The sequence below is a fragment of the Nonomuraea soli genome (genome assembly GCF_013761175.1).
Taxonomy (GTDB): domain Bacteria; phylum Actinomycetota; class Actinomycetes; order Streptosporangiales; family Streptosporangiaceae; genus Nonomuraea; species Nonomuraea soli.
The window spans coordinates 383587-395686 of record NZ_JACDUR010000009.1; the positions used below are offsets into that span (position 1 = coordinate 383587).

Annotated in this window: 12 protein-coding genes; 2 read left to right on the forward strand and 10 right to left on the reverse strand. The window is 69.0% G+C overall.

Translation table 11 applies throughout. The features are described from left to right. Positions 1-102: 102 nt before the first annotated feature. A complete protein-coding gene (locus HNR30_RS40865; protein WP_181615544.1) occupies positions 103-507 on the reverse strand; it encodes an ArsR/SmtB family transcription factor in 405 nt (134 codons plus the stop codon). Continuing rightward, positions 504-956 (reverse strand): SRPBCC family protein, encoded by a 453-nt coding sequence (locus HNR30_RS40870; protein WP_181615545.1) that lies wholly within the window; start codon positions 954-956, stop codon positions 504-506. Before HNR30_RS40870 ends, HNR30_RS40865 begins: the two co-directional genes overlap by 4 nt. 161 nt (positions 957-1117) lie before the next feature. Here HNR30_RS40870 and HNR30_RS50510 point away from each other — a divergent pair, with 161 nt between their 5' ends. Then, positions 1118-2110 (forward strand): nitroreductase/quinone reductase family protein, encoded by a 993-nt coding sequence (locus tag HNR30_RS50510; protein ID WP_181615546.1) that lies wholly within the window; start codon positions 1118-1120, stop codon positions 2108-2110. A 255-nt stretch (positions 2111-2365) separates the two neighbouring features. On the opposite strand, the gene HNR30_RS40880 is transcribed toward HNR30_RS50510, so the two are convergent. Continuing rightward, positions 2366-2920: a DUF1707 and DUF4870 domain-containing protein gene (locus tag HNR30_RS40880; protein WP_312895006.1), complete on the reverse strand. Its 555-nt coding sequence runs from the start codon at positions 2918-2920 to the stop codon at positions 2366-2368. Positions 2921-3093: 173 nt separating this feature from the next. On the opposite strand from HNR30_RS40880, the gene HNR30_RS40885 reads away from it, so the two are divergent. Continuing rightward, on the forward strand, positions 3094-3432 hold the full coding sequence (locus tag HNR30_RS40885) for a hypothetical protein (protein WP_181615548.1): 339 nt from the start codon (positions 3094-3096) through the stop codon (positions 3430-3432). 144 nt (positions 3433-3576) lie between these two features. Here the strand turns inward: HNR30_RS40885 and HNR30_RS40890 are convergent, their stop codons facing one another. From HNR30_RS40890 to HNR30_RS40920, 7 genes are all read right to left on the reverse strand, one after another. Beyond that, positions 3577-4644 (reverse strand): DUF4192 domain-containing protein, encoded by a 1068-nt coding sequence (locus tag HNR30_RS40890; protein WP_181615549.1) that lies wholly within the window; start codon positions 4642-4644, stop codon positions 3577-3579. 146 nt (positions 4645-4790) lie between these two features. Beyond that, complete coding sequence (locus HNR30_RS40895) at positions 4791-5513, reverse strand: EI24 domain-containing protein (RefSeq protein WP_181615550.1); 723 nt, start codon at positions 5511-5513, stop codon at positions 4791-4793. A gap of 10 nt (positions 5514-5523) precedes the next feature. Next, positions 5524-6105 carry a Maf family protein gene (locus tag HNR30_RS40900; protein WP_181615551.1) on the reverse strand — a complete coding sequence of 194 codons (582 nt, stop codon included), beginning with the start codon at positions 6103-6105 and terminating at the stop codon, positions 5524-5526. A gap of 203 nt (positions 6106-6308) precedes the next feature. Next, entirely contained in the window at positions 6309-6965 is a 657-nt protein-coding gene (locus HNR30_RS40905; protein WP_220134567.1) for a DUF937 domain-containing protein, read from the reverse strand. 454 nt (positions 6966-7419) lie between these two features. Then, on the reverse strand, positions 7420-8979 hold the full coding sequence (locus HNR30_RS40910) for a pectate lyase family protein (protein WP_181615552.1): 1560 nt from the start codon (positions 8977-8979) through the stop codon (positions 7420-7422). A gap of 334 nt (positions 8980-9313) precedes the next feature. Further along, a complete protein-coding gene (ftsH, locus tag HNR30_RS40915; protein ID WP_181615553.1) occupies positions 9314-11233 on the reverse strand; it encodes an ATP-dependent zinc metalloprotease FtsH in 1920 nt (639 codons plus the stop codon). A 24-nt stretch (positions 11234-11257) separates the two neighbouring features. Further along, positions 11258-12094 (reverse strand): hypothetical protein, encoded by an 837-nt coding sequence (locus HNR30_RS40920; RefSeq protein WP_220134628.1) that lies wholly within the window; start codon positions 12092-12094, stop codon positions 11258-11260. Between the last annotated feature and the right edge of the window lie 6 nt (positions 12095-12100).

Here is a 12100-nt window from a genome sequence, read left to right on the forward strand (position 1 = left end):
CCTTTACGGATCGCGCACGCAGCCGGGATGCGCATCATGCGGGTCTTCACTGCGCGACCCTCCGCTCGCGCACCCCAGATGTCGCACCCCGGCTACGAGTCCTCACCTCGGGCCCTCCGCGCCACGCACCTCCGCGCCACGCACCTCCGCGTCCCGCGAACCCGCACCACGCGAATCCACGCGCCGCTGGATCGCCTCCGCGAGCCGCTTGATGCGCCGGAGCCTGGCGTCCCAAGCCGCTCCCACCGACGCCAGCTGCGCCACGGCGCGAGCGAGCTGCACCTCGTCCACCCGGTACCGGCGCTCACGCCCGGCGGCTGAGCCGTGCACCAGTCCGACCCGGTCGAGCACGCCGAGATGCTTGGCCACCGCCTGGCGTGTCACGGGCAACCGCTCGCTGAGACTCGTAGCGGTGCCCCCGCCCTCGGCCAGCAGCAGATCGAGCATGCGCCGACGTGTCGGATCCCCGACTGCCGTCCAGAGATCGTCGTCGACAACGACGCTCATCGACTCGCCACCAGCCCCTCCGCGTACTCCCCGAGCCGGGGCACGAAGGTGTCCCACCCCACGACGTGCTCGTGGTACTGCTCCTCCAGCTTGGCGACCTCCCACCCCATCTCGCGGAACCCGGTCTCGGTGAGCCGCACCAACGTGCCTCCACCAGAGGGGGTCAGCTCGAAGGTGACCAGCAGGGACTCGACGGAGTCGTCGACCTTCCCATCGGGATAGCACCAGCGGAACGAGAACAACCGCGGCGGATCGACGTCCACGACGGTCATCGGCAGAACGTTGACCCTGTCGCCCCAGACGAACTCGCCCACGGCGCCCGGCGTCGGATCCACGTCGGCGTCGTCGGTCCACCACTGCGAGATGTGTTCCGGCCGGCTGACGACCTCGAAGACCACCTCGGGCGATGCGTCGATATGAATCTGTCGCTCGATGCTGCCGAACTCCATGACGCTTCCCGCTTCCGTGATACGCAACCTTTGGTTGCGTGTGACGCTATCGCACACACGCTCGAATACGCAACCATTGGTTGCACATCAGCGCCTCTCCTTTGCAGCTGAATAGTTATGTGCATAATGTTATTCGCATAACTAATCAAACGGGAGAGATCATGGACTTCGCCCAGGCCGACGCTCTCAACCAGGCCATCCGCCTCCTCAGCCTGCGCCACCGCGCCCGAGCCGCAACCCTGCTCGCCCCTCTAGGCCTGCACACCGGCCAGGAAGCGCTCCTGCTCGAACTCGCCCGAACCGGCCCCATGATCCAGGCCCAGCTGAGCGACGCCCTCGGCTGCGAACCTCCCAGCGTCACCCTCATGACCCGCAAGCTCGAAGCCACCGGCCATATCCGTCGAGTTCCCACCCCTGCGGACAAGCGCGCCACCGTCGTCGAGCTCACGGAGAGCGGCAGGGCTCTGACCGAGCAGATCAAGGACCTGTGGCTGGCCCTGGCAGAGGAGACCGTCGTCGGCCTGCCGCCCGAGACCGTCTCAGCCCTCCCCGAGCTCCTCAACACCCTCACCGCCAACGTGGACAGCCGACGTCCGCGTGCCGTACAGAACCGCGCTCCCCTCGAGACCGAGCCGACCTCTCACCCGGACGCCGCCAACCGGGTGAGCGCTCTCGCGGGCACCTACGAGCCGAGCGCGTCCGCCTGGGTGCGCGAGCATGTTGAGCAGATCATGCGCACCGGCACCACCGACGGCGTCACCATCAAGGGCCTGCCGACCGTCCTGGTGACCTACCGTGGCGCCAAGACCGGCAGCATCCGCAAGACGCCGCTGATGCGGGTCGAGCACGAGGGGCACTACGCCGCCGTCGCCTCCCAAGGAGGCGCGCCAAGGAATCCGCAGTGGTACTCCAGCCTGGTCGCCGAACCGTTGGTCGAAGTGCAGGACGGTACGGCCAGCCGGGGCTATCGGGCGCGGGAGGTGTTCGGGCAGGAGAAGGAACTGTGGTGGCGCCGGGCGGTCGACGCCTATCCGGACTATGCGGACTACCAGCTCAGGACTGAGCGCCAGATCCCGGTCTTCGTCCTGGAACCGATCGATGGGGAATTGGTTGCGGGTGCATCGGCTGACAACGAGGGGGCTGATCTGGGATAGCGGCTGCGAGCTGCTGGGGGCGAAGAATGGGCTGGGAGCGGGGCCCGCGTCGGTTGATCGGTGCCGAGATGGGAGGGACCGGTAGGGGATGCCGAGCATCGGCACTGGTCCCCCGCTCGGCACTGGTCCCGCGCTCGGCACTGGTCCCGCGCTCGGCACTGGTCCCGCTCGGCGCTGGGCCCCAGACCGGTCCCGCTCGGCCGGGCTGGTGCTCCAGCGGCCCGAGGGGGCTGGCCTTGGCAGGTCGGGTCTGTGCTACTTCACCAGGCGAAGCGTCATGGGGTAGCGGAACGAGCCCTCCGTCAGGGCCGAGACGGCGCCTGCGATCGACAGGACGAACGCGGCCACCCAGATCACCGGCAGCAGGACGACGCCCACCACCGTGATGGGGAGCAGGATCGACGCGCCGATCACCGTCAGGTGGAAGTTGAGAGCCTCCAGGGCGTGCTGGCGGATGTACGGCGACGTCTTGCCGCCGGTGAGCAGGAAGATCAGGGGGCCGACGATGGGGAAGCCGATGGCGGCCAGGCCGTGGGCTGCCGAGGCTGCCAGGCGTTCGGGGCTCTCGGTGGGACCCGTGTGCATGCGGGCAGGGGTCGCGCGTGGCGGGACAGGCCTGGGCATGGGGACGCCGCGCGGGCCGTACAGCTCGGACATGATGGGCATCAGGTCGCCGTGGGTGCGCGCGGTCATCGCGCGCTCCAGACGGTCCTCGAACTCCAGCTCGTCGAAACGGCCCTCGGCATAGGCGGCTTTGACGTGCTCCACCACGTGCTCGCGGTCCTGGTTCGTGACGCGAAGCTGCTCCACGGGTGCTTGCCCGGTCCTCATAGGTGTGCCCGCCATGACGCCTTCCCCTTCGGATGGAGTGATCTGACTTCATCCTGCAATCTCCTCGGGATGTGCGGCATCGGGGCGAACCCGGAGCTGACCCGGAGAACAGCCCCGACGCGACGGGCGGCTGAACGGTATAAAAAGGAGTCATGAGATGGCGAGACCGTTACGGCCTGCGTCGGCTGCGCGGGCCCAAGGTCGCCAAGTTCGACCGCGAAGCGACGGACGCCGACATCGAGGCGCTTATCGCCTTCGCCAAGTCGAGGCGTGGCGTTGAGTTCTATGTCGAGCCTGAGACCTTCGCGACCGACACGACAGCCGTTGCAGTGGCCGACGACGGTGAGTGGACCCGGCGTCGGGTGGGAGCCCCTGCTGTCATCCGCAAGGTGGCGCACAACCTCGGGCTGCCTGTTTATGACGTGAATCTGACCGGGTATCCGGCGAGGATGCGTGCGTACAAGCGGCCGGAGAGTGGCGACGGGAGCTGAGGAGGAGGGCTGCGCTTCGCACCTTTGGGCTGGTTGGCGGCTTTGGGCTGGTTGGCGGCTTTGGGCTGATTGGCGGCTTTGGGCTGGTTGGTGCCTTGTTGGTGTCTCGTTGCTCCCGGTCCGTCGTTTTGGTCTTGCGTGTGATCATGGAGGGTCGTCCGAGGGCTGGTCGTCGAGTAGGCCCAGCAGGGGGATGAGCCAGGTTTGCTTGGGCGATCCCATGGCCGCGTCGAGGTCGGATGAGGTGGGCAGGCGGTCGGTGAGGAGCTTGGGTGGCAGGAGTTGCTCCAGGGCGTGACGGAGCAGGTGGGCCATCGAGTACGTGGGGTCGATGCGCAGGGCGCGTTCGAGAGCGATGGCGGCCAGGACGCAGTCTCCTGATCTCCAGGCTGCCATGGCGAGCAGTGAAGCCGCTGGGGGGACGAATCTGGGTTCCAGGCGGCGGGTGAGGTCTCGCCACAGCGGGAGGTGGGCGTCTTGCATGCACGTCCACGCCTCGTCGCGGACTCGGATGATGGCCAGGTCGAAGCCCAGTTCGGCGACTTGGCGGTCGGTCAGGCGTTCGGGTGAGGTCATGGCGGCGCGCACGCGGGTCAGGGCTTCGGTGACGTATTCGTCGGCGAAGCGGTCGGGGTTGCGGCAGTCGACCAGGCGGGACACCAAGATTGCGGCGGTGTCGGATGTCGCGCGGCGCATGCCCAGGCGGATGGGGCCGGTGGCGGGCGAGAGGGTCGCTTCCAGCATGGCGCGGTCGGGGAGCGCCACCAGGCCCTGGACTGTTGCTTCTGCGGCTACCTGGGTGGTGGTGATGTCGAAGGGGGTGCCCTCGATCGGGCAGCAGGCGGGGACGTCGCAGAGGTAGGACCAGAAGCGGGTTTCCTCCACGCGCAGGGCCTCGGCCACGGGGACGCCGGCCTTGGCCGCCAGTTCGCGCATGGTGTCGACCGCGGGGGTGACCAGGGAGCCTGGGCCGTAGCCGACGATGATCAGCTCGGTGATGCGCTCGCGGGCGAGCATGGCGGGAAAAGGGGCGAGGGAGTGCGGGGACAGGGGGAGGTCCCAGCGGGCCGCGATCTGCACCTGGCGGCGGGACAGGCCGAGGGCTATGAGGCTTTGGGTGGGGTGGTAGCCCAGGAGGTACGGCACCGCGGCGAGGATGTCGGGGGGTGCGGTGAGGTTGAGCAGGGTCTCTGCGGTGTTGGCGGAGGACATGGACGGGAGCATGCCGGGGGTTGGGGTGGGAGGAATCGGGCGAGGGGGTGGGCTGTGGAAAACTCGTGGCTTCGCCGTACGGCAATGGTGGAGTGTGGGCGAGGGACGGGGCGGGCTGTTGAGTGGGGCTGGCCGTACGCGAGATGTCAGCGGGGAGCTAGGCGGCCGCGGACCATCAGGGCGGCGCCCGCGACGGCGGCGGGCATGGCGATCACGGCCACCAGCGGTACCAGGAAGAGCAGGAAGATGGGCACCCCGAACCCGAGCGTGAGCGGCAGGTTCTTGCGCAGCAGTGCCATGCGGGCCTTGCGGGGCAGGTCGCGGCGCTCCAGGGCCAGCGTGGTGAGCTCGACGCTCAGGAAGAAGCCCGACACCATGGCGCCGATCACCGGCACCACGGTCTGGCCGATGACCGGGATGAAGCCGAGGACGAAGAGCGGGATCGTGAAGGCCAGGACGTAGAGCAGCGTGACGAGGCTGTCGCGGATCGAACGCGGCAGGGTGCGCCACCACGGCTTCTCCTCGTGGTCGGGCAGAGGGTCGGCCTCGCCGGAGAGGCGCTCGTAGAAGGGTTCGCCGATGGCGAGCGTCAGGGCCGCATAGGTGATCACTGCCAGGGCGAGGCCGCCGATGAAGATGATCACGCCCATGATGGTGCGGAAAGTGTCGCGCCAGCTCCAGGAGTCGGCGAAGGGGGTGAGAAAGTCCGCGATCTCGAAGGCGTACTGGCCGAGGAAGATCAGCGCCACGACGTACACGACGAAGGCGATCACGGCGGGGATCAGCCCGAACAGCCACCACCGGCCGTGCTTGGCCACCCAGCCGATGCCCTGGAAGAAGAAGCCCACACCGCTGAAGAAGTCGCGCATGCGGAGAAACCTAGCGCCAGAAGTCGGTCACCGCGTAGCCGAGTTCGTCGAGCAGGGTGCGCACCCTGGGCAGGGAGATCCCCAGGACGTTTCCATGGTCACCGTCGATGCTCTCGACGAACCAGCCGCCGAAGCCGTCGAGAGTGAAACCGCCGGCGACGGCGAGGGGTTCGCCGGTGGCCACATAGGCCGCGATCTCGTCGTCGGTGGGGGTGGCGAAGCGCACGACCGTGGACTCCGCCGCCGAGACCTCGCGGCCGGTCGCGGTGTCGATCAGACAGTGGCCGGTGACCAGGCGGCCGGTGCGTCCGCGCATGAGGCGCCAGCGTTCGGCGGCGACCTCGGGGGTGCCCGGCTTGCCGTACGGCCGGCCGTCGAGTTCGAGGATGGAGTCGCAGCCGATGACGACGGCGCCCGAGAGGTCGGCGGCGACCTTGCGGGCCTTCTCCTGGGCGAGGCGGAGGGCCAGTTGGGCGGGGGTGGGGGCTGACAGGGCTTCCTCGTCGACGCCGCTGACGATCACCTTCGGGTCGATTCCTGCGCTGCGCAGGAGAGCGAGACGGGCGGGTGATGCGGAGGCGAGGACGATCATTTGGCCAGTTTACCGGGATGGAGGCACAGACCGAGGTGGGAAGGGAGGAGGCGCTGGTGCGAAGGGAGGGCCTGCGGCGCGTGGTGCGGGAGCGCGTGGGTGCGGGAGCGCGTGGGTGCGGGAGCGCGTGGGTGCGGCGGGGGCCTGGGCGGGTTGTGTGGGTGTGAGTGGTTCAGGTGGCCCGCCCTGGCCTCGCGTCGCCGTCACCAGTCTGGGTTGGAGCCGCCCCCGCCCTGCGCCGACTGCGGCTGGCGCTGCTCGGTCGCCGGGGCCGCTGACTGCTGCGGTGCGGACTGCTGCTGCGAGCCGCCGCCGAGGAGGCCGCCGAGCAGGTCCCCGAGGCCGCCGCCTCCGCTGCCGCCGAGGATGGCGCCCAGGAGGTCGCCCAGGCCGCCGCTCGACATGTCGGTGGTTTCCTTGTTCAGGTCCTGTGCGACCGCGCCTGCGTCCATGTTCTGCTTGCTCGCGCGGTTGGCGAGCAGGGACATCACCATCGGTGCCAGGAGAGGCAGCAGCTTGGCGATGGTGCCCATGTTGATCCCGGCGAACTGGGAGATGCCGGCCGCGGCCTGCTGAGTGCCCTGTTCGCCGAGGACGTGCTCCAGGATGCCCTGGCCGTCGCGGGTCACCGAGGACACGTCCGAGTTGAACGGGTCGCTGGTGACGTGGTCGTCCAGGGCCGAGCGCAGCGCTTCGGCGCCTTCCGGGCGGTCGGCGTTGACCGCCATGCCGCCGACGATGGTGCCCGCGGCGGCTTCGACTGCTTGCTTGGCTGTGGAGACGTCCGTGCCGAGCAGGCCTGCGATCTGCTCAAGGCCGGAGTTGCCCAATTGCTGAAGAAGTTCATCGTTGAGGCTCACGAGGGGGAGCTTCCCGGCGGTAAATCGGGATAAATGCCGTTTAGGGCAAAGATTCCGCAGGCACCAGGCATCCGGCACCAGGCATCCGGCACCAGGCGGATGTGGGGCCGTCGGGATCGACGGCCCACGGGCTAAAGCGGCTTCACGGGGTGAAGTGGCCTGACGGGGTGGAGCGGCCGTGCGGGGTGGAGCGGCCGTGCGGGGTGGAGTGGCCGTGCGGGGTGAAGTGGCCGTGCGGGGTGAAGTGGCCTGACGGAGGCGGAGCGGACCCACGGAGGGGAGCGGCTGTGCGCAGCGAGAGGAGCCAGGCGGGCCTCGGGCCGACAGCAGCCGTGTCGCTATGCGTGGCTGCGGACCGAGCTGCGCGGAGGTCGCGGAACCGTGGCCGGAGAAGCGGACCACGGGCGGACCCGGCTACGTGCCAGCCCGGGCCACCCGCGCACCACCACCCCAGCTACGCGTAGGTCTCGAACTCGGCGACCTTCGGCGTCCCGTTCGCGCTCACGATCTTGAACGTGATCTTCGCCAGCGACGTCGAAGCGAAGGTGATCGCCCCCGCCCCCGTCCCCGACTTCAGCACCGCGCCCGTGTCGGCATTGATGACCTGCCACGACCCGATGACACCCGCCGCTCCCGACGCCTCACGGATGACGATCCCGGAGATCGACTTGGCCGAGCTCCACTTGATCGACACCGACCCGGTCGATCCGACCGGCGACCAGTACGTGGCCAGGTTGCCGTCGCGCACGTTGCCGTAGCTGGTGCCGTCGGCCTTGCTGGAGCCGTCCGAGCCCGCGCCGATGCTCAGGTTGGTGCCCCCAGGGGGCGCGGTCGGCGTGGAAGTGGGCGTCGCGGTGGGAGTCGCGGTGGGCGTCGACGACGAGGTCGGCGTGGGTGACGGTGTCGTGGGCGAGCAGCTGCCGTCCGACACTCGCAGGCCCGTGTTGGCGCCCGCGGTCTGGCGCACGATGTTCGGCACGCAGGAGGCCCCGTCGAGACGGTAGGAGTACGGCACGCTGACGGTGGTGTTCGACTGCGGGTTGGGCCCGGCGGGCTTGAAGTCGGTGCCCGGACTGGACCAGGTCACGTTGTCGAAGACGTTGCCGGCCACCTGCCAGTAACCCGCCTCGGAGGTGTAGAAGGTGCCCAGGACGTCCTTGGAGTCCTTGAAGTAGTTGTTCTCCACCTTGGCCCGCCCGCCGGCACGCGAGTTGATGCCGGACTCGTTCAGGCTGACGTAGGAGTTGTTGAAGATGTGCGAGATGCCTCCGCGCAGCAGGGGCGTGCGCGAGTCGATGTTCTCGTACAGGTTGTGGTGGAAGGTGACGTAGCCGTTGCTGCGGTCGCTCTCGCTGGAGCCGATGAGCCCGCCGCGGCCGGAGTTGCGCAGGATGCTGTAGGACAGGGTCACGTACTGCGTGTTGTCCTTCATGTCGAACAGCCCGTCGAAGCCCTCGGACTCGCCGCCCGAGGCAAGCAGGGTGGCGTGGTCGACCCAGACGTTGCGGACGTCGCTCTCCATGGAGATGGCGTCGCCGCCGTTGGAGGTGGGCGAGCCCGACTTCTTGACGTTCCTGACGGTGACGTTCTGGATGATGATGTTGCTGGCTTCGCGGATGTGGATGCCGACCTGGTCGAAGACGGCCCCGGCGCCGACACCGACGATGGTGACGTTGCTGATCTGCTTGAGCTCGATCACGCCCGCGGCGGTGTTGCAGCTCTCACCGGAGACCTTGGCGGTGTTGCCGTGGTTGATGGTGCCCTCGACCTGGATGGTGATCGGGGTGCTGCTGCTGGCGCGGCCGCAGAGGGCGGCGTGGATCTGGGTTCCGGTGGTGGCCTTGACCGTCTGGCCGCCTGCGCCGCCGGTGGTTCCGCCGTTGCTCGACGCGTAGCCGGTGGCGGTCCCGACGGCCGCCGTGGCCTGGAGCGCCGGGAGGGCCACGGCTGCCACGCCGGTGACGGCGGCTGTGGCCAGCGCTGCCGTGAGCCGTAAAGCCGCTGCTCGTTTCATCTGGTCTCGCCTTCCTGACCGTAAGAGGATGCCGCGGGGGCGGCGGCATCAGGGCTCGCCGGAGGCGCTGCGGGCCAGGCAGCTCTCGCTCGGCGACAAGGATGGAAAGCGCTTTCCGCAACCTTTAATCGACCCTAAAGGCGTCCGTCAAAAGGTGTCAACGGCGCGAGCAAAAGCTGCAACAATCCTGCACACACGGCTGTGAGAATTGCAGCAACCCGCCGCACCCCAGCGCCCCGGCGTACGAAGCGCCCCCCAGCCCCGCCGCACCGCAGGGTCCCGGCCTACAAAGCACCCCAGGGCCCCGGCCTACAAAGCACCCCAGGGCCCCGGCCTACGAAGCGCGCCCCAGCCCCGCCGCCCGGTAGGCCGCCGCCTCGTCGAGCGTCTCGTGCTCCAGCAGCGCCACCACGATGGCCTCGAGCTTGTCGCGGTTGTCCATCAGCAACCGCACGGCCTGCTCGTAGCACTCGTCCACGATCCGGCGCACCTCGTCGTCGACCGCCGCCAGGGTGGCGGGAGCGGCCTGCGGAGGGCCCTCCGACGGGATGATCGTCAGTGGCCCGATCTTCTCTGACATGCCCCAGCGCCCGACCATCCCGCGAGCGATCATGGTGACCTGCTCCAGGTCGTTCTCGGCGCCGGTGGTGATGACGTCGTAGATGACCTTCTCGGCCGCCATGCCGCCCAGCGCGCCGATGATGCGCCCGCGCAGGTAGTTGTAGTCGTAGGCGTACCGGTCGGTGTCGGGCGTGGACAGGGTGACGCCCAGCGCCCGGCCGCGCGGGATGATCGAGATCTTGCGCACCGGGTCGGCGCCGGGCTGGAGCATGCCGAGCAGCGCGTGGCCCGCCTCGTGGTAGGCGGTCCTGGTGCGCTCCTCCTCCGGCATCACGATGCTGCGTGCCGTACCCAGCTGGAGCTTCTCCAGGGCGTCGGCGAAGTCGGCCATGGAGACCTTCTCCTTGCCGCGCTTGGCGGCCAGGAGGGCGGCCTCGTTGACGAGGTTGGCCAGGTCGGCGCCTGTCATGCCGGGCGAGGTCTTGGCGAGCTGGTCCAGCGAGACGTCTCCGTCGAGCGGGACGCCACGGGTGTGCACCTCGAGGATGGCCACGCGGCCCTTGGCGTCGGGCGGGGCGACCATGACGGTGCGGTCGAAGCGGCCGGGGCGCAGCAGGGCCGGATCGAGCACCTCGGGACGGTTGGTGGCGCCGATGACGATGACGCCCTCGCCGCCGGAGAAGCCGTCCATCTCGGTGAGGATCTGGTTGAGCGTCTGCTCGCGCTCGTCGTGGCCGCCGATGCCGGAGTTGCCGCCGCGGGCACGGCCGATGGCGTCGATCTCGTCGATGAAGATGATCGAGGGGGCGACCTTGCGCGCCTCCTCGAACAGGTCGCGCACGCGGGAGGCGCCGACGCCGACGATCATCTCGATGAACTCGGAGGCGCTGGCCGAGAAGAACGGCACGTTGGCCTCGCCGGCGACGGCGCGCGCCAGCAGGGTCTTGCCGGTGCCGGGAGGACCGGCGAGCAGCACGCCCTTGGGCAGCTTGGCCCCGAGACGGCGGTACTTGCCGGGGTCCTTGAGGTAGTCGACGATCTCGACGAGCTCGTTCTCGACCTCGTCGATGCCGGCGACGTCCTCGAAGTTGACGCGCACCTTGGCGGCTTCGACCGGTTTGGATGACTTCGACTTGCCCAGGCCGCCCAGGCCTCCGCCGCCGCCCATCATCGAGGCGCCGCGCCGCATGATCCAGACCCAGAGCCCGACCAGGAGCAGGAGCGGCAGCAGGGACAGGATCAGGTTCCAGAAGACGCCGCGGTTGGTGCTGATCGGCTCGGAGGTGATCTCCACGCCCGAGTTGGTCAGCTGCTGCATGAGCTGGGTGTCGTCGACGAAGACCGGGATCTCGGTGACGAAGTTCGTGTAGGACTTGTTGTCGCTGTCGGGGTCCTGCGCGGCGGTCTTGAGCACGCCGGTCACGGAGTAGCCCTGCGCCGAGATGTCCTTGACGTTCTTGGCGTTGACCTGGTTGATGAACTGTGAGTACGAGATCGTCTCGGGCGGATCGCCGTCGAAGAAGGACGAGATCAGGAAGAACGCCGCGTAGACGACCAGCAGGGTCAGCGCGAAGCGCCACCAGTTGATCTTCGGACGCCCGCCGCCGGGCGTGCCCGGCAGACCTTCGGCCCGCCATGGCGGCTTCGGCTTGTCCTTGTCCCCATCCTGCGCCGGCTGTCCCGAACGTTCCACGGCGATCACCCCCTAGATCAAGATCTAGCCTAGTCCACGCACCCCCGCGGCTATGCGGGCGACCTGTCCCCATTGCGCCTTGCGCGTGTCAGGCACGGTGACGAAGGCCAGTCCGGGCTTGTAGGAGCCTCCGTCCATGACGACGACGGCGTCGAGGGCCGTGCGCTTGCCGTACTTCACCTGGTAGACGAGCATCCAGCCCTTGGGCATCGGCTTGGAGGCGATCCACCGCGTGATCGCCGCGCCGCGGGGGTGGCGGCTGAGCGTCCAGCGGGCGGCGAGCAGGGCGGTGTCGCGCATCTCCTTCTGCACCTGGATCGGCACGGGGGCGGTGACGAGCATGGCCGCGGTGGTGCCGCGGATGACCTGCCTGGAGGTGTAGGGGCCGGAGCCGTACTTCTTCCACGGCTTGGCCAGGGCGGGGACGACCAGGCCAGACTCGCGGTCCTTGAGCGTGGCCTTGTACGGGCGCACGGCCTTCATCGACAGCCGGGACGGCAGCTTGGCGATTCGGCTGTCGGCGTAGAAGGCCTCCATCGCGGTGTAGCCGGGGGCGAGGGAGGCGCCGGGCGTGGGGGTCGGACGCGGCGCGGGCGAGGGCGGCGGCGAGGGCGCCGGCGACGTCGCGGGTACGGCTACCGCGCCCCCCGCCGCGGTCGCGGACGAGGTGGGCATCGCCGATGGCGCGGCGACCGGCGCAGCCTTGTCCTCGTCCGGACCGGACGGGAGCACCAAGAACACCGCGACGGCCAGCACTACGGCCGCCGCGAGCCCCCGGTAGATCAGCCTCATCGGCAGATCTCCGATGAGCGACCGCTTGGGAGGGGAGGGACGGCGCGGCGAAACGACAGAGGAACGCACGGTCCC